This window comes from Pseudarthrobacter oxydans, assembly GCF_013314975.1.
Classification (GTDB): Bacteria; Actinomycetota; Actinomycetes; order Actinomycetales; family Micrococcaceae; genus Arthrobacter; species Arthrobacter oxydans.
In genome coordinates, this window is the sequence record NZ_JABTYH010000002.1 from 39,906 (window position 1) to 59,316 (window position 19,411).

Here is a 19,411-nt window from a genome sequence, read left to right on the forward strand (position 1 = left end):
GCGAGTCTAGCCGGGCTGCCGGCCGCAGCCGCGCCGCGGTCCGCCTCCGGGGCCGCCCTCCCGAGGCCAGGGAACGAGCCCAGCCTCCGGGAACAAGCCCGCCGGGCACAGCGTTGGGATACCTACGACACTTCCGCCGCCCACTGCGCGGCACCCAACAGAACGGAACCACATGGTCAGGGCTATCTGGAACGGAAAAGTCATTGCCGAATCCACGGACACCGTGGTGGTGGAGGGCAACCACTATTTTCCCCGCGACGCCGTCAACGCCGGCTACCTGAGGGACAGCGACCTGTATTCCGTCTGCCCGTGGAAGGGCCGGGCCAGCTACCACACGCTGGAAGTGGACGGGAAGGTCAACGTGGACGCGGCCTGGTTCTACCCCGAGCCAAAGCCCCGCGCCAAGCAGATCGAGGACCGGATCGCCTTCTGGCGCGGTGTCACCATCGAGGGCTAGCAGGCGCCCACCTCAGGCGGGAGCTGCCTGAACCAAACGGACGACGGCGGGACCTCCCGCCGTCGTCCGCTTCTGTTGTGGGGGTGGCGCGGACGGGCCTACCGGCCGGTGATGCCCGGGGGTAACGTGGCGATCAGGCTGACACCCGTTCAAGGAGGAACCCGGCATGGAAATCATCACGATTGAAACGCCGCAGCTGGGCGACCGCACCTACCTGGTGCATGACGGCGCGGTGGGCGTGGTCATCGATCCCCAGCGGGACACGGACCGGGTGGAAAAGGCCGTCTCGGACGCCGGCGTGAGGATCACGCACGTGGCCGAGACGCACATCCACAACGACTACGTCACCGGCGGGCTGCAGCTGGCCCAGGACCACAACGCCGCCTACCTGGTCAACGCAGCGGACGACGTCCCGTACAGCCGCCAGCCGATCTCGGACGGGGAAACGGTGCAGGTGGGACGGATGGTCCTCAAGGCCGTGGCTACGCCGGGGCACACCCACCACCACCTGTCCTACATCGTGACGGACGGTGACCGCCAGGAGGTGTTCTCCGGTGGGAGCCTGCTCTACGGCTCCGTGGGCCGCACCGACCTGGTCAGCCCGGAAGATACCGTGCCGCTCACCCACCACCAGTACCGGTCGGTCCGGCGGCTGGTGGATGAAGCGGGTGAGGACGCCGGGCTCTACCCCACCCACGGCTTCGGTTCCTTCTGCTCGTCGGGCCCGGCCAGCGGGGCGGAATCCTCCACGATCGGCGAGCAGCTGAGCGGGAACCATGCCCTGACGGACCCGGACGAGGACCACTTTGTCCGCGAGCTGATCCACAACCTCACGGCCTATCCGTCCTATTACGCCCACATGGCCCCCATCAACATGGCCGGCCCCACCGCGCCTGACCTGGACCTGCCCGACTCGCTGGACCAGGACGAGCTGGTGTCCCGGCTGGAGCGGGGCGAGTGGGTCGTGGACCTGAGGAACCGGGTGGCCTTCGCCAACACCCACCTGAGCAGCAGCGTCAGCTTCGAGTACGGCGACGGCACGCAGTTCACCGCCTTCCTGGGGTGGGTCCTCCCCTGGGACGAACAGCTGACGCTCGTGGGCGCGCGCCAGGACGTGGAGAACGCCATCCGGGACCTGTCCCGCATCGGCATCGACAACCCGGATGCGGCCATCGGCTCCGGACCTGCGGAGCTTGCGCCCGGGGCGGCAACCTCCTCCTACGACAGCGTCGGCTGGCAGGAAGTGCTGCAGAAGCCGGAGGACGACCCCATCATCGACGTCCGCCGCACCGACGAGTTCGCAAAATCCCATATCCGCGACGCAGTGAACATCCCGCTCCATGAGCTGCTCCGGCGCCTGGACGAGGTCCCCGCCGGACGGCTGTGGGTGCACTGCGGTTCCGGGTACCGCTCCGCCGTGGCTGCGAGCCTGCTGCAGCGCGCCGGCCGCGACGTGGTGCACATCGACGCCAGCTTCCGCGACGCGAAGAAGGCCGGCTTCACGCTGGCGTGACCCAGCGATGGCAAGCGGACGACGGCGGGACCTCCCGCCGTCGTCCGCTTGCGTTGTGCCCCGGCTGAAGGGGTGCGGCTGGCCTACAGGGTTGCGGCTTCCTCCTCCGCCAGCCTGATCATGCGGAGTTCATCCTCCACCGCCCGGGACGGCCAGTAGTCCTTGGCCAGCTCGCTGGCCCGGACCCGGTCCGCCTCCGGGAAGAGCTTGCCGAGCAGTCCGGCCGCCTGCATCAGGGCGATCAGCGCGATGGTCCTGGCCTCGGGCGCTTTGGTCCCAGGCTTCGGGGTTCCGGGCTTCGAGCCTGGTGTGGCATCCTGCGTTGCCGCGTCCGGCCCACCGCCCGCAACTGCCGTGTCCTCGGCCGCGCCGGTTTCCGGCGGCTGGAGGTCGGACGGGTCAGCCCTGAGCGCTGTCCGGATCTTTTCAAGCAGCGCAGCCTCCGGGGCATGGTCCTTTTCCGGATACCGCACGGCCCGGAACCGGCCCAGATGCTTCTCGCCGACGTGTTCCACGATGCCCGCCGCCGCCATCTGTTCATAGATGCGTTGCGTCTGGGCGCGGCCTTCCAGCATGGAGACCCAGCGCCTGGCGCTGTGCGGCCGTGACTTGCCGCGGATGAGCTCCAGCTCGTGCTGAAGCTCCGTTCCAGGTGTGGCGCCGGTGGCCCGGACGTGCTTGCCCTGCAGCTCAATGGCACCAACCAGGTCCAGTTCGGCCAGGATTGCCCCTGCCACCGTGGTCCTCAGCGCGAACACCGGAACTTCGGGTTTGCCGTCCTTGTCATCGGTGGCCAGGAGGAGGAAGGCCTGGGGAAGGCTCAGTTCAACCGCTTGGGGAGTTTCCGCATTCATAGCACCATGGTGCGCCCGCACAGCGGCACCCACTACGGCCGAAATACCTGTCTTCCTGCGGATGTGCGGGCTTATGCTGAGACCACAACGTCCCCTTCCAGCGCCGCGGAGGCCGCCGTGGACACCGAAACCGCCGATGTGGTCGACCATGACGTCACCACCATCACCTGCGTCTGCGGGAACACCGTCAGCAAGGACGGGCTGATCCAGGCCAACGCGCAGGGCATCCCCGTCCACTCGGGAGATGCCCCTGCCCCGCCGGAGCTGGCGGAGTGGCCCGTAGACGAGGACCTCTACACCCTGTGCCCCTCCTGCGGGCGCGTCTACCGTGACGCCGTCATCGAGGAAACAGGAACCGCGCCCGTCGCTTTCCGGGTCGACGTCAAGGCGGCACCCATTGCTGAGGCCATCCGGGTCCACTGGAACCTCAGCACCTAAACACCTGAACACCTGGGCGCAGCGAAGGGGAAGCGGACGACGGCGGAACCTCCCGCCGTCGTCCGCTTGCGTGTCGCACCCGGAGGGGGTGCCCGCGCCCCGCGATGCTGGCACACTAAGCCAATGAACGAGGCACTCTCCCCCTCCCGCCGTCCCGGCATCCGGGCTGCGATGTTTGTTGATTTCGACAATGTGTTCACCGGCCTGCAGGCCCTGGATCCGCTGGCGGCCAAGCGGTTTGCCGAGGACCCCAAACATTGGGCGGATGCCTTGTCAGCCGGAGGGTCCGGGGAGGGCACCCGCCGGTTCCTGATCCGCAACTGCTACCTGAACCCGATGGTGTACTCGAAGTACCGGACCTACTGGACCCGGGCCGGTTTCCGCGTGATCGACTGCCCGTCGCTGACCCAGCGGGGCAAGAGCAGCACGGACATCAACCTGGTGCTGGACGCGATGGATGCCCTGTCCGGCAGCGGCGGGATCGAGGAGTTCTTCATCGCCTCGGCCGATGCCGACTTCACGTCACTGATCCAGCGGTTCAGGGCCGCAGACCGGATGACCACCGTGATCGCTGCCGGCGCCGTGGCCTTCGCCTACCGGGAGATGGCGGACCATGTGGTGGAATCGCACGACTTCGTGGCCATCCTCAACGGCACCACCGTTGATCCCATCCACGCGGTGGCGTCCCCGAAGCAGCCGCAGGCCCCAGCCGCTTCCAAGGCGAAGGCCAAAGCCAGCTCTCCCGCCATCCGCGAGGTACTGGACTTTGTCCGGTCCGCGCCTGGACCGGTGGTTGGCGCGATGGTGGCCCACCGGGCGCTGACGGCCGATCCCTCGCTGAAGACGGACTGGGGCGGCTTCGGGAAGTTCGGGACGTGGGTCTCGCAGATCGGCAAGGACGTGGAATATTCGGCAGCGCAGGGCGGCTGGGTGTGGGACGCGAAGAGGTTCTCCAGCGAGGACCTGCCAGTGCCGGCGGACCTCCAGCCGGGTGTCGAGGAGCAGGTCACCCGCGTGACGGACGTCCCGGCGCTCTCTGCCGCCCAGTTCCGGCAGATTTTCAAGGCCATGGCTGCCCGGCTCCGGGACCAGCCGGTGCTCAACCGCACCGAGCTCTCCCGGCAGGTGCGGGACGATTGCGTCAGCGCCGGCCAGCCGGTCTCCCGCAATGCGGTCAGTTTTGTCCTGCAGGGCCTCGCCTACGCCAATTTCCAGCTCAGTGACAAGGCGACGGCGGCGGAACTGGCAGCGGCGTGGACGGCCAACGTGGAGGAACTCTGCCGGGTGGCGCTGCTGGAGTTCGACGCCGCCGAGAAGGCTGCGGTCCGGCGCTGGGCGAGCGGCGGACTGCTGGAGAACGGACAGGCTTAAGCGGACGACGGCGGTTTCGGCTTCTGGTGGGCTGGGTACCGCGTGCGTTGGGTACCGCGCGTGTTGCATACGGGGACGTTCGGCTCTGGGGCCGTTCCCCTCGTGTTGGAAGACTGGCGTGCATGAAGTTCCTTCACAACCCGCCGCGCTTCCTGTTCTTCACCGGCAAGGGCGGGGTGGGCAAGACCTCCGTGGCGTGCGCGTCCGCGCTCTCCCTTGCCCGGGCCGGCCGGAAGGTGCTGCTGGTCAGCACTGACCCTGCGTCCAACATCGGGCAGGTCTTCGGCCTGGCTGTTGGAAACACCGTCACCGCAATTCCGGACGTGCCCGGACTCTCTGCCCTGGAAATCGACCCGGAGCAGGCAGCGGAGGCGTACCGGGAGCGGATCCTCGCCCCCGTCCGGGGAGTCCTGCCGGAGTCCGAACTGGCAGGCGTGGCCGAGAGCCTCTCGGGTTCCTGCACCACGGAGGTGGCCTCCTTCGACGAGTTCACCAGCCTCCTCGGGGACGATGCCGCCTACGCGGAGTACGGCCACATCATTTTCGATACGGCTCCGACAGGCCACACCATCCGCCTGCTGCAGCTGCCCGGCTCGTGGACGGATTTCCTTGCCACGGGTGCAGGGGAACCGTCCTGCCTGGGCCCGCTGTCCGGGCTGGACAAGCACAAGGAGGTGTATGCCAGGGCGGTCCGGGCACTCGCTGATCCCCTGCGCACCCGCCTTGTCCTGGTCACGCGGGCGCAGCCGTCGTCGCTGAAGGAGGTGGAGCGGACCTACCTCGAGCTCAACCAGATCGGCATCCGCGGCGGGTACCTCGTGGTGAACGGAGTCCTGCCCGACGCCGCGGGCGATGAGGAGCTGGCGAAGGCCCTGCGTGCCCGGGAGGCCGCGGCCATGGCGGCCATTCCAGGAGTGGTCGCGGAGCTCCCCCGCGACGTCCTCGAGCTCAAGCCCGGCAACATGGTGGGCATTCCGGCGCTCGAATCGCTGGTGGATCCCGCGTCCGGCGCGGATGCTGGGGAGGGCCCGTCGTCGGCCATTGATATCGAAGACTCACCCCTCGCCGCGCTGGTGGACGGCATCGAGTCCGATCGGCATGGACTCGTGATGTGCATGGGCAAGGGCGGGGTGGGAAAGACGACGGTGGCTGCGGCCATCGCGGTTGCCCTGGCAAAAAGGGGGCACGCGGTCCACCTCACCACCACCGATCCGGCGGCGCACCTGGCCGAAACGCTGCACGGTTCCGTCGCGGGGCTGACCGTGTCCCGCATCGACCCCGCGGCGGCCATCCAGGAATACCGGGCCCACGTGATGGACACCAAGGGCCGGAGCCTGGACGATGAGGGCCGCGCGGCCCTGGCGGAGGACCTGATGTCGCCCTGCACGGACGAGGTCGCCGTGTTCCGGCAGTTCTCCCGGGTGGTCCAGGAGTCCCGGCGGCATTTCGTGGTGATGGACACCGCTCCCACCGGGCACACGCTGCTGCTCCTGGATGCCACGGGTTCGTACCACCGGGAGATTTCCCGGCAGGTGGGGAACTCCCTGGGGTTCGTGACGCCGCTGATGCGCCTGCAGGATCCGGTGGGAACGAAGGTCATCCTCGTGACGCTGGCCGAGACCACGCCCGTGCTGGAGGCGGAGGAACTGAAGGCCGATCTGGAACGGGCCGGAATCCATCCGTGGGCCTGGGTCATCAACAACTCCATCGCCGCCGCCCACCCGCGCTCGCCGTTCCTCCGGGCCCGCGCCGCCCATGAGGCGGACCAGATCACGAAAGTGCGGGCAATCGCGGACAGGGTTGCCCTCATTCCCCTGCTGCCGGAAGAGCCCATTGGCGAGGCGAAACTGACGGCGCTGACGGCCTTCACCAGCGAGCGCGTATAGCAAAAGGTGGGAAAGGACGACGGCGGGACCTCCCGCCGTCGCGCCTTGCCTCCTGCAACGCTTACGCGGCCAGCGGCATGTCGAACAGTTGCTCGGCGAGGCTGATGAGGTGGTGGGGTGCGTCCGTCTCTTCGCCCGGGTCCACGTAGCCCAGGAAGAGCGCCGTTCCGTGAATGGTGTCATCCGGCTCGACGCCGGCTTCGCGGATGAGGACTTCCGCCCGCAGGTTGGGAAAGGACCGGCTTCCGTCATTGTTCAGGTAGGCGCGCCAACCGCGGCCGGCGATGTACCCGATGTCTCCGGCAGCCACTCGCTGAAGTGCTGTGGCGTCCAGGTCCAGGGGTTTGAGGTGCACCGGGTGGGCCAGGCGGGCCGGAACCACCAGGGCGTTGCAGGAGAAGTTCATGGCGTGTCCTTGGAACTGAGCACGGGGGGTTTGCAGACGGGTGGAGCGCGGGCAGCCGGGCGGGCTAGGAGTTCCGGTCCCGGCTGCCCGCGGGCTTGTTAGCGCTGGTTCTTGCGCGGCTTTGCGAAATTCAGTTCGCTGTTCTCGTTTTTGGCCCTTTTATCGGCACGCTTTTCGAGAATTGTCTTGCCGGCCTTTTTTACTGCGCCGCTTTTGGGGGATTTTCCGGACATCGGAATCACGCCTTTCTGTGCTTTGCGATACCCAGTACCATACCTACTTATATTTTTTAATCCAGTCGGCGAGAATCCCGTAGTTCCGGGGGCAGCAGGCCCGTCGGCTCGCCGCAAGACCTTGACGCAAACAGCGACTGCACTTTCCACCTTTTCGAACCAAACCACTTTTGCAGGAATTTCTTGCCATAGCAGCCCAGGGAAAACAAAAAAGCATCAACTTTCTGCTCTTGAATGCTTCCGAATCTCCGAACGAGCCCCGCAAAAGAGAGTCCTGGCTCATTCCATGACGGGCGTTGGAACCAGCCGTTATGCTAAGCGAACCTATCTGAGGGGATGGGTTTGGGGGCACAAGGGGGCAGCCGGTGGCACCGGATTTCGGCAAGAAGGACTTCTCAGGCACGCCCGCCGGCGGCCGCGACATCCCGGCCGTCCGGCGTTCGCCGAGCGGGCGCATCCCGCAGTGGGCGATTGATGAGGCCCTCGGCAAGCTGCAGGATCCCGAGCCCTGGCGAACGGTCCCTACACCAAAGGCGCGGAGGGGACGAGGCTACCGCAGGATCAAACCAGCAGGGACCCGGAAGTGGAGGTCCCGGTCAGCCACTATCCTTGGCCTCGCGCTCGTCGTCGGACTTTACTTCACTCCCACACTCTTCGAGAGGTTTGTCCTGTCCGCTGCGCTGCCGCACCTGCCCGGATCCGAGGTGCCTCCCCCTGGTTTTGAAGCCGCTTCGTCTCCGCTCGGCGTCCCGCCTGCCACTACCGGGTCCACCGCGTTCGTTCTGCAGGAGTCTCCCGACCCTGGCCAGCCATTTGTGGCCTACGACCCGTGCCGCCCGGTCCATTACGTGGTTCGCCCGGATTTGGCGCCACCGGGCACGGAGCAGCTCATCCGGGAGTCCATTGCCGCGGTTTCCACTGCTACCGGACTCCAGTTCGTCTATGACGGGCTTACCTCCGAGGCGCCGTCAGTAGACCGCGAGGCCTACCAGCCCGACCGGTACGGCAAGAAGTGGGCGCCGATCCTGATTGCGTGGTCCACGCCGGGGGAAGCGCCGGAACTGGAAGGGAGGGTTGCAGGGACCGGCGGCAGTTCGTCGATCCAGGTGCCAGGCGAGCCCTATGTCTATGTCAGCGGCCAGGTCCTCCTCGACGCACCAGGCCTCACTGAGACGCTGGCCTATCCCGAGGGGCCGGCGTTGGTTCGGGCCGTCATCATGCACGAGCTGGCGCATGTTGTCGGGCTCGACCACGTCAACGACCGCACCCAGCTGATGTACGAGGAGAACAGCGGGCAGCTGGACTTCGCGGCCGGCGACCGTGCGGGCCTGGCAGTGTTGGGGACCGGCGAGTGCGTCCCGCGGATCTGACAGCGGGCTGATGCGCCGGTTCCCCAACAACCCTTAGCGGGTGGTTGGTTCCGGCTTCTCGCTAACCGCTGCTTGGCCCACCAGATGGTGCAGCTGTTCGGCGTGGCCGCGCGGGGCATGCGCCTTGTCTTCACCATTTTCATAGGCGTTCTCGGCGTGGAGACTGATGTCGAGTCCCTTCGCCTCCACCGGCCCCGCAACCCGGATACCCATGGTCAGGTCAAGGACCTTTGCAATCACCCACGTGACCGTGAAGGTGTAGGCGAAGACTGCCAGTATGGCCAGGGCCTGGCGGCCGAGGAGCTCGAAGCCACCTCCGTAGAGCAGCCCTGTTGCGCCGCTGGGCGCCTCCGGAGTGGCGAGGATGCCGATCAAGAGGCCGCCCACCACACCGCCAATGAAGTGAAGCGCTGTGACGTCGAGAGCATCGTCGAAGCCGAGCTTGTACTTGAGTGCGACGGCGAAGTAGCAAACCGCGCCGGCGGCTCCGCCGATGGCCAGGGCAGCCAGCGGAGTGACGGCACCGCACGACGGCGTGATGGCCACGAGGGCGGCGATGGCACCCGAGGAGGCACCAAGGGTTGTGGTGTGACCGTCCCGGATCTTCTCGACGAGAAGCCAGACGACGACGCCCGCGCAAGTGGCGGCGACGGTGTTGAAAACTGCGACGGCCGCGTTGTTGTCCGCAGCGCCCAGCCCGCTGCCGTCAAATCCGATCCATCCCGTGAAGAGGAGCCCGACGCCCAGGAGGGTCAGCGGCAGGCTGTGGGCCTTGGGCTGCACGGGCCACGTGCGGCGCTTGCCGAGCACAAGAGCCAGGGCCAGCGCGGCCACACCTGAGTTCACGTGGATGGCCGTGCTGCCGGCGTAGTCAATGGCGCCCAAAGTGTTGGCGATCCAGCCGCCTCGGACCGAGCCGTCCGCCGAGTCGAACGCGAACACCCAGTGCGCAACCGGGAAATAGACCAGGCTCGCCCAGATCCCGGCGAAAGCCAGCCAGGCGCCAAACTTCATCCGGTCTGCCGCAGCACCTGCCACGATGCCGGCTGTCAGCCCCGCGAACATCAGGTGCAGAGCGGCCAGCGCGAGAGGCGGCAGGGCGGCGTCGTCAGGGGCGGTCAGAAGCTGGCCCAGCCCGGCGAACTCCAGCGGGTTGCCCAGTAGGCCCAGCCCGCCGATGGAATTGCCGAAGACGGCGGAGTAGCCGAAGGCGATCCAGAGAACGCCCACGACGCAGAAGGAGCCGAACACCATGAGCATCATGTTCATGGCAGTCTTGCGGCTGACCATTCCGCCGTAGAAGAGCGCCAGGCCGGGCAACATCAACGCGACCGCAATGACGGCGGTGAGCACCCACGCCGTGTTGCCCGCGATAGTGGCAGTGTCCATACAAATCTCCAAGGGCTAGGTGAGGGCACGCCGCCCGAGGAGCGGGGAGCCAGCGTTTCGATACGCTATCTAAATTCTTGGAGACGACGTTTTCGATGCCATATCGAATTCGTTTCGGTTCAGTTAACTTTCGGCAGCCGCGCTCCACCCGGCAGCAATATCCGCAGCCTCCGCCCGGACAGCGGCCAGATTGCCAGAGGCCGCCAACAGCCGGGCGAGGGTGGTGTCTGCGCTGAGCTGGGAGACCTGTTCTGCCGAATACGACCGCAGCCCAGGCAACGGCTGGCGATAATGCCGCTGGAGGCCTTCGTTCAGACCCAGCGCAGCCGTGGCGGCATCTTCGGAGTCAACGGCCTGGAACTCGCCCGACTCGGCACCCTGCCGGACAATTGATGCCGTCAGCCTGTGCAGCGCGGCGTAGTCGTCAAAGAAGGCGCCGAAATTCTGGGGCTGGGACCGCGCCACCCGCTCGAACTCGTAAAAGTCCAGGGGCGCCGAGCATAACTGCATGGCATCGGCGTGCAGGACGGCGTACAGCCGGGGTGCGGCCGGACCGGACTGCCCCTCCAGCGCCGCGGCCAGGGCCAGGGAGCTGCGGTTTTCCTCGAGCAGGGCCTGGAGGATGTGCTCCTTGCGGGCAAACCAGTAGTAGAGCGAGGACTGCCGCAGCCCGGCACTGCGGGCGATCTCACTCATGGTGGTTTCCGCGTACCCCTTTGCAACGAACAGCGCGGTGGCCTCGCGGATAATGTCCTGCCGCGGGGAACCCGTGGGGGCACCGCTCAGCCGCGGCCGACCCGCGGCCGATGGTGCAGCATCCTTCGTCATTTCGTACCCCTGCTCCCACTTTTTCCTGAACCTACCCAAGAGCCTATCCGTGAATGATTTACGGGCCTGAAACAATTTCGACACCCTATCGAAATTGCCGCCGGACAGACTTTCAATAACTTATCGAAAAGGCGTCGTCCCGATGCCGGAACGAACCCGAACAAGGAGACACCATGAGTGTGGAAACAGCACAGGCCGCCGTTGAGACAGTGCAGCAGAAGCTTCGCGATGCTGGGGTCAAATACGCAATGTCGAGCTTCGTCGACCTGCACGGCAACATCAAGACGAAGTTCGTTCCGCTGTCCCACCTGCCGCAGATGGCCGCCGGCTCCGAACTGTTCACCGGCGCCGCCCTGGATGGCCTCCCCCAGGACATCAGCGACGAGGAGCTCTCCGCCCGCCCCGACCTGGACAGCGCCGTGCAGCTGCCCTGGCGCAAGGAGGTGGCCTACTTCGCCAGCGACCTCTACACCGCCGGCAAACCCTTCGAGGCGGCCTCCCGGAACATCCTGAAGCGGCAGCTTGAAGCCGCCAAGGAGCTGGGGTTCACCTTCAACCTAGGCATCGAGACGGAATTCTTCGTCCTCAAGGACACCCCTGACGGCCCTGCGGAGGTCAGCGACCGGGACAATCTCAGCAAGCCCTGCTACACCGCACCGGCAGCCCTGGACAACTTCGACTGGCTCACGGAAATGGTCGAGGCCATGAACGACATGGGCTGGGGCGTCTACTCCTTCGACCATGAGGACGCCCAGGGCCAGTTCGAGATCGACTTCAAGTACTCGGACGCCCTCACCATGGCGGACCGGGCGGTGTTCTTCCGGCTCATGGCCAACGAGATGGTCCGCAAGCACGGCTACTTCGCCACGTTCATGCCGAAGCCCTTCGCCGACCGGAGCGGCTCGGGCGCCCACTTCAACATGTCCCTCGCCGACGCCGAAACCGGCGTCAACCTTTTCGAGACTGACGACGACCCCCGCGGCTGCGGCATCTCGGAACTTGGCTACAAGTTCATCGCAGGCGTCCTGAAGCACGCACCCGCCATCTGCGCCGTCATCGCCCCCACCGTCAACAGCTACAAGCGACTGGTCCGCAAGGGCAGCATGTCCGGCTCCACGTGGGCGCCCGTGTTCGTCAGCTACGGCAACAACAACCGCACCAACATGATCCGCGTGCCGCTGGCGGGCGGGCGGGTGGAGTGCCGCGCAGCGGACATCAGCTGCAACCCCTACCTGGGGGCGGCCATCATCCTGGCGGCAGGGCTGGAAGGCATCCGCGAGAACCTCGATCCCGGAGCGCCGCACACCGAGAACATGTACAACTACACGGAAGCCGAGATCCTGAAGAACGGCCTGGGCCTGCTCCCACGCAGCCTGGGCGAGGCCGTCGAGGAGTTCGCCGCGGACAGCCTGTCCCGCGATGTGTTCGGCGAGGCGATGTACAACGCCTACATCGATTACAAGGGGCAGGAATGGGACGAATACCAGGCCCACGTCTCCGAATGGGAGACCAAGCGGTACCTGAAGTTCTTCTAGGCAGTCCCGTGCACCAGGAATTCGCACTCGGCAGGTTCGGGCTGGTTTCCGGCCTGGACCTGCCGGACGCCACGCTCGCCTACCGGACCTACGGCAAACTCAACGAGGCAGGGGACAACTGCGTGCTCCTGCCGTCCTACTACACCGGCACGCACGCAAGCTACGAACCCTGGATCGGCCCGGGCAGGATGCTGGACCCGGAGCGTTGGTTCGTTGTCGCCGTCAACATGTTCGGCAACGGACTCTCCACTTCCCCTTCCAACGCCTCCCCCGGGATCAGGGGTACGGATTTTCCGGATGTCGACATCGCGGACAACGTCATCGCACATCATCGCCTGCTCACTGCTCTTGGGGTCCGCCACATCCGCATGGTCGCGGGCTGGTCCATGGGTGCCCTGCAGGCGTACGAATGGGCTGTCCGGTACCCAGAAATGGTTTACGGCATCCTTCCTATTGCCGGGGCAGCCCGGTGCTCACCGCACAACTTCGTGTTCCTGGAGGGTGTGAAATCGGCGCTGGCCGCTGACCAGGCGTACGACGGCGGCCGGTACAGTTCCCCGCCTGTCCGCGGCCTGCGGGCATTTGGGACGGTTTATGCCGGCTGGGCGTACTCCCAGGAGTTCTTCCGGGACGGAATTTACCGGGAACTCGGCTACCGCGACGTTGACCATGTGCTGGACGACTGGGCAGACGACCACAAACACATGGATGCCAACAACTTGCTGACGGTACTGGGCACGTGGCAGCGGGCCGACGTCGGGTCGCCGGCACGCGGCGGGTTCGAGACGGCACTGGGGAGGATCCGGGCGCGCTGCATCGTTATGCCGGGCACCTCCGACCTCTACTTCCCTGCCGCGGATAGCAGGCTCGAAGCCGATTTGATCGCCGGCGCCGAATTCCGCCCGCTGCAATCCAACCTTGGGCACGTCGCCGGACGGCCCGGAATCCGCGCGGCGGAATCGGAACAGATCGCGGACGCGATGCGCGCTTTACTCGGCGGCTGACAAAAGAGCCAGAACTAGCTCCCATCGGCGAGGAAGTCCGAAAGCTGGGATATCAGCCCACCAGGGGCCCGATCCAGGGCGCCATGATCTGCTCCAGCAACAGCCGTGCACCGGCCGTGAAGCAGCTGGGCTGAGAGGGCCTGGGCTATCACCGCATAAAATACGTCGCTGTCGGAGCCGTAGAGCACAAGCACGGGAACGGAAATTCCGGCGTAGCGCTCTGCGGGAGGCCGGTGGGCGTCAAGCAGGGCCAGTTCATTCACCGCGCTGTGCACTGTGCTTTTCCACGCTCGGCCCTTGCGCGTGGAAATCGCCAGGATACGGACCATCGCGTGGAAAACAGGGTCCGGAAGCGGGCTGTTGCTGAGTTTGGCGGAGATGCCCTTACCCAGGATCGACACTGCACGGTGCACGTCTCCCCGCTGCACGGCCGATTCGAACTCGGGCAGAAAGCGGGTTGGCACTGCGCCGCCAATATTGGGAACGGCGTCATAAACCGCGATCCGCCGGACAGAGGGCTGAAGCCCGGCTTCAAGGGCGACCGCTCCCCCATAGCTGTGGCCGAAAACCATGCTGCTGCCCGTGGCCTCCATGACGCGTCCCAGGTCAGCGACCTCGGTGTGCAGCGAATAGTCTTCGGGCTGGAGGCTGGAGCCGGGCCGGCCCCGTCGGTCGTAGACGTGGACGGACAGGCCCTTGCTGAGTCGCCTCGCGGTTCTGAAGTAGGTTGGCGCAACGGTATTTGTCCCGCACACCAGCACCACACCCGGTCCGTCCCCAAAGCTGAAAACGCGAAGGTGGCCGCCGTCGGCTGTTTCCACTGTGTGCTGTCGCATGGCTGGCTGCGACGGCGGGAGGCGCCCGCCGTCGACCGCCTTCTGTTTGTCAGAGCTGACCGGCGGGGCCGCTGTCCTTGACTTCACCGCGCCAGCCGCCGGTTTCGGTGCCTCGGGATTCGATGAAGTCCTTGAACTTCCGCATGTCGGCCCTGACCTGCATCTCGTCGATCTTCAGTGCCGCGCCTGCCTTTTCCGTGGCGGTTTCCGGCGCCCATTCGAAGTGGACTTTGACCTTCGTATGGTTGGCATCCAGCGGAATGAACCTGATGATGCCGGCATGGGACTTGCCGTCGATGCTGCGCCAGGCGATCCGGTCGTCAGGCTCCTGGTCGACGATCTCGGTGTCGAATTCCCGGTGGACGCCGCCCACGTTGGTGACCCAGTGGTTGGTGGTGTCCGTCAGCTGGGTTACGGATTCCACGCCGGACATGAACTGTGGAAAGGACTCGAACTGGGTCCACTGGTTGTACGCGGTCCGCACCGGGACATCGACTTCAACGGTCTCTTCAACGCGTTCCATCTGCTTCCTCCTCATGACAAACGGCCGCAACAGCGGACCGGCAGAGCTTGCCATCCTGCCAGTCAGGCAGCCGCCACTCCTGCACGATAAGTCCGGCTGCCACCGGTGTCCAGACCCCCGCAATTCCCCGGCGGACGACCGCGGGAGGCGCCCGCCGTCGTCCGCTTACGTTTGGTGCCTAGGACCTGAAGGGGACCTTCTCCCAGCTCAGGACAGGCCCGCCAACGGCGCTGTTGCCGGCGACGGAGAAGCGCACATAGTTCGTGGCGTTGGCGGATCCGTCCACGGTGACGCGCTGCAGGTTGTCCGCGGCGGGCTGCCCGTAGGTCTCCAGCCAAGGTGAGCCGGCGGCGAGTGGCTGGTTCTCGGCGAAGACATGGCTGTCGCCGTTGATCAGGTACACCGGCGCATCGAAGCTGTTGGTCTCCTCGACGATGGCAGCCACGATCTCCCGGAACCCGGACATGATCTCCGGGTTGGCGGTGGCTGCGGCGAGCAGCGACGGATCGAACATGTCGGCCTGCGTCATGAGCACCACGGCACGGTCGTTGCGGCGCTCGGCATCAGCGAACGTGCCGCGTATCTGCTCCAGCGCGGCGTCCGTCCGGGCCTCCACCTCAGCAAGCTGTTCCGGCGTGGCCGTGGTTTCGCCGAGGCCCGTCCACGGCTGCAGGGAGTTGTTGCTGCCCTGGATGTTCAGCACGGAGAAGGCCACCCGGTTCTCGGTGAACCGGACGTTTTCCGGAAGCCCAACATCCTCCTGGGCCTTCACCGGCATGGTGGCGCCGAGGGTCTTGCCGGGTTCATTGAAGAAGACCTCCCGGAGCTTGTCCAGCCGTTCCAGCGGGTTGTAGGCGCCGTTGTTGGTGCGGTGGCAGTCCACCCATTCGTTGTCGCCCGGGGTGAAGACCAGCGGATGCTCGAACGTGTCGAACTGGGTGCGGATGTTGGCGAAGTACTCGTCCGAGCAGACGGAGGAGCCGTTCTTGATGTCGCCAACGTGCGTGACGAACTCCAGGTCCTGATCGGCGTTGATGTCCTGGATGCGGGCGGGGAACTTGGCAACTTCAGCGTCGCCGTAAGGGATGTCGCCGATGACGCCGAAGGTGAACGCCTCGCTGTTGGAGGAGTTGCTGACCGCGTGGGCGGGCTGGGACGCAAGGAGGCCGAGCGCCAGGACGGCTCCCGCCGTCGTCGTTTTCAAAGTCTTTGAAGGCATGGGTGTGTTCCTGATTCTGCTGGAAAGGGCCTAGGCGGCGCGGGCAGTAAGGAACTGCTGCAGCGCGGCGAGGTCGTCGGTGTTGATGTGGTCCACGCCGGCGCCGGCGAGCTCGGTCCAGATGGCGTCGCGGGCTGCGCCGGGCTGGTCCGGGGTGGCCCAGAAGCGGACGCGGTAGCCGTTGGCGTGGGCCTCGGCCACGTACGCGCGCAGCTTGGCGCGCTCGGCCTCCGGCATGGGGCCGACACCCTGCCAGGCGAAGAGTTTGGTCCAGTTGTCGCTGACCAGCGGCATGAGGGCGGCGGGTTTGCCGGAGGTGAGGTCGGCTGAGCGGCCGTCGTAGAAGCTGAACCGCTTCTCCTGTACCTGCATGGTGGCGAGCGGGCGGTTGCCGCTGATCACGGCGGTGACGGGGCCGGTCTTGGTGGTGCCGTTGGTGTAGCGGCTCATGATGTCGCGGTGCTCGGCCAGTTCCTGCTCGATGGCGGCGTAGGTGGCTTCGCCTTCGCTCTTGATGTCGATCAGCAGCTGCAGGCTGCCGTCCCAGTGCGGGTAAACGCCGTGGCCGGGCTCGCTCCGTACCAGGTCCTGGAGGGGATCAAGGTAGAGGCTTTCGAGCGTGACGCCGGGCTGGACGTCCTCCAGGTCATGGGCCACCAGCAGTTCGCCGTCCACCAGCCACACGTCCGCTTCGACGCTGGTGAAGCCGTGCTCGAGCGCGTCGAACAGGGGACGCCCATGCTCGTAGTCGTTGTGCGCATGGGCCTGGGCGAGGGGCTGGCCGACGACGACGGGAGCCGGCTTGGCTGCCTCAGCTTGGGCCGGGGCTGCCGCTGTTCCCGCCAGGGAGGCGAGGACGGCGACGGCGGCGAGGGTGCTTTGAACGAACACGGAGTACTCCTACGTACAGCTGGAATGTCCGCCCGGCTGTTTGGGTGCCGGGCAAAAGGGGGCGTGAAAAGACTGCTGGTTGCGGGAGAACGCTTCGGGGCCGGCGGGTTGCCAGCGGGTGAATTGGGCGGGACATCGACAGGGTTGCGGTTGGCGGTGGGGCGCACGGGCACCCGAATTACTGCAGGGCCAGGTCCACGCTGAGGATGCGGTCGTCATCGGGCCCGGGCCTGCCCCGGCCGTCGGTGTTGTTGGTGACGAACCAGAGCTTCCCGTCCGGAGCCTCAGTGACATCGCGGAGGCGGCCGAATTCGCCGTCGTAGTACGTGGTCGACGTGGACGGGTCGGCCACGGGAACCGCCCGGAGCACCTGTCCGCGCAGGTTGGCGATGAACAGGGTCCCGTCAATGTGCGCCATGCCGCTGGGGCTGGCCTCGGTGGGCTCCCATTGCTGAACGGGGTCGGTGAAGTCCCCTGTGGTGGCTATCCCTTCTACGGCCGGCCAGCCGTAGTTCGCTCCCGCGGTGATGATGTTCAGCTCGTCCCACGTGTTCTGCCCGAACTCGGTGGCGAACATGGTGCCATCCTCCGCCCAGGCCAGGCCCTGCGGGTTGCGGTGTCCGTAACTGTAGACGAGCGAGTCCGGGAAGGGATTGTCGCCCGGGACGCCGCCGTCGGGGGTCATCCTCAGGATCTTCCCATTCAGGGAATCCAGGTCCTGGGAACTGTCGCGCCGGCCCGCGTCTCCGATCGCCACGTAGAGCATGCCGTCGGGCCCAAAGGCGATCCGGCCGCCGTCGTGATAGCTCGCGGAGGCAATCCCCTCGAGAAGCGTTTCGGGCTGCCCCAGCGCCAGGGATCCCGGTTCGCCGGTGACGCCGAAGCGCTGCAGCCTGTTACCGTCTGTCCCGGTGGAGTACACGTACAGACGGCCCTGACCGTCCACAGCCAGGCCCAGCAGCCCGCCTTCCCCCACAGCCGCCACGCCGGGAATGTCTCCAACGGTGCGCGTGGTGCCGTCAGGGCTGAGCTCGAGGATGCGCCCGCTGTCCCGCTCACTGACCAACGGAGTGCCGTTGCGGAACACTACGGACCAGGGAGCCTCCAGCCCGGTGGCCACGGTCCGGGGCGTGCCCGTCGGGGTGGCATTTCCCGCCCTCGCCGCTGTCTCTGTTGGGGAGGGGGACGGGGACGGAACTTCCGGCGTCGCCGCGGGAGAAACCGGCGTTGGGGGTGCCGCCGGCGGCGTGGTGGTGCAGGACGAGAGCAGCAGGCCGGCTCCGAGGGCGGCGGCCAACAGGGTGGGCCGGCGGAGGGGGATGGCGTTCATGGGTCTCTCCTTGTTCGTTGCTGTGTGCTGTTGGCTGGCGCCGCTTTGTTGGCTACCGGGGAAATGCCGTGCGGCATCCGGCAGCAGCGACGGCGAGCGCGACGGCGGCAAGTCCCACCAGGGCGGCCGGCAGGACCATCCCGTCGAAGGTGCTGATCGCCACCGCGCCGGCCACACCCGCGGCGAAGATCGCAAGGTTGAACGCGACGCCGAGCATCGAGTTGGCGACGTCGGCATTGTCCCCGCTTGCAGCGCTGATGGCCGTCTGCAGCTGTGCTGCTGCGCCGCCGAAGGCGATCCCCCAGAGGACGATCGCTGCCAGGACTGCCACCACGGATGTGTGGCCAACAATGAAGATCACACCGGCCACCATGAAGCTCCCAAGGCTGAGCAGGACCAAACGTCGAAGGCCCTTGTCAATCACGGCACCGGTGATGGCGATCCCCACAATGGCGGCCGCGCCGAACACCACGAGCGCGACGTCGACCGGGAGATCCAGGCTTGCCGCGCGGAGGTAGGAGCCAATGTAGGTGTACATCATGTTGTGCCCAAGCATCCAGCTGACGATGACGCCGAGGACAACCGCCACGCCCGGGATGGCCAGGACCCGCGCGAGGGGTACCCGTGTCCCGGCCCGTTGGCCGGGCGCGTCCGGGACCATGAAGAACGCCAGCAGCAAGGTGGCAACCGTGAGAAGCGAAAGTACGCCGAAGGACCAGCGCCAGTCGAAGGCCGCGCCGAGCCAGGAGCCGAAGGGCGTTCCCACTGCCAGGCCCACGGGGGTTCCAACCGACGCAACGGACAAGGCGCGGCCGGCATGGTGCGGCGCCGTGATACGCCGGGCGTAGCCGGCAGTCATCCCCCACAGCAGGCCGGAGAATGCACCGGCCAGGAGCCGCGCTCCCAGGGAGAGGACGATGTCCGTGGAGAATGCCGTGATGAGGTTCGCGGCCAGGAAGCCGAGGATCCCGGCGAGGAAAACAGGCTTCCGGCGCAGGCCCCGTGTCAACGCGACGGCGGGCATGGCCGCAAGGACTGTTCCCAGGGCGTAGGCGCTGACGAACTGTCCCGCGGTCCCCTCGGTGATGTCCAGTCCCGAGGCGATCTGCGGCAGCAGTCCGGCGGGCATGGTCTCGGTGGAAATCAGGAGGAATCCCATCAGTGCCATGACCAGCAGGGCCGCCCAAGGAAAGCGCCCGGCCGGCACGGAAGGATCGCTTGCCGGGCCCGAATTCTTTGTTTCGTCAGTGATGCTGGTGTTTTCGGAGGGCAGGGCATCGATGGGCGCCTCGCGGGCGCCATCCTCAAAGGTTGCTCGGGTCAAAACG

General features: G+C 66.4%; 19 protein-coding genes. 8 read left to right on the forward strand and 11 right to left on the reverse strand.

The annotated features are described in order from the left end of the window. The first annotated feature begins 172 nt into the window (after positions 1 to 172). Positions 173 to 457, forward strand: a complete 285-nt coding sequence (locus HTS88_RS01775) for a DUF427 domain-containing protein (RefSeq protein ID WP_174174902.1) — start codon at positions 173 to 175, stop codon at positions 455 to 457. Positions 458 to 623: 166 nt separating this feature from the next. Next, complete coding sequence (locus HTS88_RS01780; protein WP_174174904.1) at positions 624 to 1,970, forward strand: MBL fold metallo-hydrolase; 1,347 nt, start codon at positions 624 to 626, stop codon at positions 1,968 to 1,970. An 83-nt stretch (positions 1,971 to 2,053) separates the two neighbouring features. Here HTS88_RS01780 and HTS88_RS01785 read toward each other — a convergent pair whose 3' ends face one another. After that, a complete protein-coding gene (locus HTS88_RS01785) occupies positions 2,054 to 2,824 on the reverse strand; it encodes a GOLPH3/VPS74 family protein (RefSeq protein ID WP_174174907.1) in 771 nt (256 codons plus the stop codon). Positions 2,825 to 2,941: 117 nt separating this feature from the next. Here HTS88_RS01785 and HTS88_RS01790 point away from each other — a divergent pair, with 117 nt between their 5' ends. The 3 genes from HTS88_RS01790 to arsA all read left to right on the forward strand — a co-directional run bounded on the left by HTS88_RS01790 (position 2,942) and on the right by arsA (position 6,519). Next, complete coding sequence (locus HTS88_RS01790; RefSeq protein ID WP_174174908.1) at positions 2,942 to 3,262, forward strand: hypothetical protein; 321 nt, start codon at positions 2,942 to 2,944, stop codon at positions 3,260 to 3,262. A 123-nt stretch (positions 3,263 to 3,385) separates the two neighbouring features. Next, positions 3,386 to 4,633 (forward strand): NYN domain-containing protein, encoded by a 1,248-nt coding sequence (locus HTS88_RS01795; protein ID WP_174174909.1) that lies wholly within the window; start codon positions 3,386 to 3,388, stop codon positions 4,631 to 4,633. 122 nt (positions 4,634 to 4,755) lie between these two features. Further along, positions 4,756 to 6,519 carry an arsenical pump-driving ATPase gene (arsA, locus tag HTS88_RS01800; RefSeq protein WP_174174910.1) on the forward strand — a complete coding sequence of 588 codons (1,764 nt, stop codon included), beginning with the start codon at positions 4,756 to 4,758 and terminating at the stop codon, positions 6,517 to 6,519. A 61-nt stretch (positions 6,520 to 6,580) separates the two neighbouring features. On the opposite strand, the gene HTS88_RS01805 is transcribed toward arsA, so the two are convergent. Both HTS88_RS01805 and HTS88_RS01810 read right to left on the reverse strand, forming a co-directional pair. Continuing rightward, positions 6,581 to 6,925 (reverse strand): hypothetical protein, encoded by a 345-nt coding sequence (locus HTS88_RS01805; protein WP_174174911.1) that lies wholly within the window; start codon positions 6,923 to 6,925, stop codon positions 6,581 to 6,583. Positions 6,926 to 7,023: 98 nt separating this feature from the next. Beyond that, entirely contained in the window at positions 7,024 to 7,326 is a 303-nt protein-coding gene (locus HTS88_RS01810) for a hypothetical protein (RefSeq protein ID WP_174174821.1), read from the reverse strand. Positions 7,327 to 7,523: 197 nt separating this feature from the next. Here HTS88_RS01810 and HTS88_RS01815 point away from each other — a divergent pair, with 197 nt between their 5' ends. Then, positions 7,524 to 8,528: a zinc metalloprotease gene (locus HTS88_RS01815; RefSeq protein WP_217432125.1), complete on the forward strand. Its 1,005-nt coding sequence runs from the start codon at positions 7,524 to 7,526 to the stop codon at positions 8,526 to 8,528. A gap of 33 nt (positions 8,529 to 8,561) precedes the next feature. Here the strand turns inward: HTS88_RS01815 and HTS88_RS01820 are convergent, their stop codons facing one another. Both HTS88_RS01820 and HTS88_RS01825 read right to left on the reverse strand, forming a co-directional pair. Beyond that, the gene (locus tag HTS88_RS01820; RefSeq protein WP_174174912.1) at positions 8,562 to 9,917 is read right to left on the reverse strand and encodes an ammonium transporter; all 1,356 of its coding nucleotides are present in this window, start codon (positions 9,915 to 9,917) and stop codon (positions 8,562 to 8,564) included. Between the two features lie 123 nt (positions 9,918 to 10,040). Next, a complete protein-coding gene (locus HTS88_RS01825) occupies positions 10,041 to 10,745 on the reverse strand; it encodes a TetR/AcrR family transcriptional regulator (protein ID WP_174174913.1) in 705 nt (234 codons plus the stop codon). 173 nt (positions 10,746 to 10,918) lie between these two features. Between HTS88_RS01825 and glnT the strand changes: the two genes are divergently transcribed. Then, the gene (gene glnT, locus HTS88_RS01830) at positions 10,919 to 12,280 is read left to right on the forward strand and encodes a type III glutamate--ammonia ligase (RefSeq protein ID WP_174174914.1); all 1,362 of its coding nucleotides are present in this window, start codon (positions 10,919 to 10,921) and stop codon (positions 12,278 to 12,280) included. An 8-nt stretch (positions 12,281 to 12,288) separates the two neighbouring features. Next, positions 12,289 to 13,284 (forward strand): alpha/beta fold hydrolase, encoded by a 996-nt coding sequence (locus HTS88_RS01835; protein ID WP_217432126.1) that lies wholly within the window; start codon positions 12,289 to 12,291, stop codon positions 13,282 to 13,284. Positions 13,285 to 13,298: 14 nt separating this feature from the next. On the opposite strand, the gene HTS88_RS01840 is transcribed toward HTS88_RS01835, so the two are convergent. The 6 genes from HTS88_RS01840 to HTS88_RS01865 form a co-directional block, all read right to left on the reverse strand. Beyond that, on the reverse strand, positions 13,299 to 14,120 hold the full coding sequence (locus HTS88_RS01840) for an alpha/beta fold hydrolase (RefSeq protein ID WP_174174916.1): 822 nt from the start codon (positions 14,118 to 14,120) through the stop codon (positions 13,299 to 13,301). A 49-nt stretch (positions 14,121 to 14,169) separates the two neighbouring features. Continuing rightward, positions 14,170 to 14,643, reverse strand: a complete 474-nt coding sequence (locus tag HTS88_RS01845; protein ID WP_174174917.1) for an SRPBCC family protein — start codon at positions 14,641 to 14,643, stop codon at positions 14,170 to 14,172. A gap of 178 nt (positions 14,644 to 14,821) precedes the next feature. Beyond that, on the reverse strand, positions 14,822 to 15,862 hold the full coding sequence (locus tag HTS88_RS01850; protein WP_174174918.1) for a metallophosphoesterase family protein: 1,041 nt from the start codon (positions 15,860 to 15,862) through the stop codon (positions 14,822 to 14,824). A gap of 30 nt (positions 15,863 to 15,892) precedes the next feature. Continuing rightward, complete coding sequence (locus HTS88_RS01855) at positions 15,893 to 16,753, reverse strand: PI-PLC domain-containing protein (protein ID WP_174174919.1); 861 nt, start codon at positions 16,751 to 16,753, stop codon at positions 15,893 to 15,895. A gap of 178 nt (positions 16,754 to 16,931) precedes the next feature. Beyond that, entirely contained in the window at positions 16,932 to 18,083 is a 1,152-nt protein-coding gene (locus tag HTS88_RS01860; protein WP_174174921.1) for a PQQ-dependent sugar dehydrogenase, read from the reverse strand. 52 nt (positions 18,084 to 18,135) lie between these two features. Further along, positions 18,136 to 19,407: an MFS transporter gene (locus HTS88_RS01865; RefSeq protein ID WP_246255898.1), complete on the reverse strand. Its 1,272-nt coding sequence runs from the start codon at positions 19,405 to 19,407 to the stop codon at positions 18,136 to 18,138. Positions 19,408 to 19,411 lie beyond the last annotated feature (4 nt).

Bases quoted from the DNA above. Each gene is read 5' to 3' on its own strand.
- HTS88_RS01775 (WP_174174902.1), top strand. From the start codon at position 173: ATGGTCAGGGCTATCTGGAACGGAAAAGTCATTGCCGAATCCACGGAC.
- HTS88_RS01780 (WP_174174904.1), top strand. From the start codon at position 624: ATGGAAATCATCACGATTGAAACGCCGCAGCTGGGCGACCGCACCTAC.
- HTS88_RS01785 (WP_174174907.1), bottom strand. From the start codon at position 2,824: ATGAATGCGGAAACTCCCCAAGCGGTTGAACTGAGCCTTCCCCAGGCC.
- HTS88_RS01795 (WP_174174909.1), top strand. From the start codon at position 3,386: ATGAACGAGGCACTCTCCCCCTCCCGCCGTCCCGGCATCCGGGCTGCG.
- arsA (WP_174174910.1), top strand. From the start codon at position 4,756: ATGAAGTTCCTTCACAACCCGCCGCGCTTCCTGTTCTTCACCGGCAAG.
- HTS88_RS01805 (WP_174174911.1), bottom strand. From the start codon at position 6,925: ATGAACTTCTCCTGCAACGCCCTGGTGGTTCCGGCCCGCCTGGCCCAC.
- HTS88_RS01820 (WP_174174912.1), bottom strand. From the start codon at position 9,917: ATGGACACTGCCACTATCGCGGGCAACACGGCGTGGGTGCTCACCGCC.
- HTS88_RS01825 (WP_174174913.1), bottom strand. From the start codon at position 10,745: ATGACGAAGGATGCTGCACCATCGGCCGCGGGTCGGCCGCGGCTGAGC.
- glnT (WP_174174914.1), top strand. From the start codon at position 10,919: ATGAGTGTGGAAACAGCACAGGCCGCCGTTGAGACAGTGCAGCAGAAG.
- HTS88_RS01840 (WP_174174916.1), bottom strand. From the start codon at position 14,120: ATGCGACAGCACACAGTGGAAACAGCCGACGGCGGCCACCTTCGCGTT.
- HTS88_RS01845 (WP_174174917.1), bottom strand. From the start codon at position 14,643: ATGGAACGCGTTGAAGAGACCGTTGAAGTCGATGTCCCGGTGCGGACC.
- HTS88_RS01850 (WP_174174918.1), bottom strand. From the start codon at position 15,862: ATGCCTTCAAAGACTTTGAAAACGACGACGGCGGGAGCCGTCCTGGCG.
- HTS88_RS01860 (WP_174174921.1), bottom strand. From the start codon at position 18,083: ATGAACGCCATCCCCCTCCGCCGGCCCACCCTGTTGGCCGCCGCCCTC.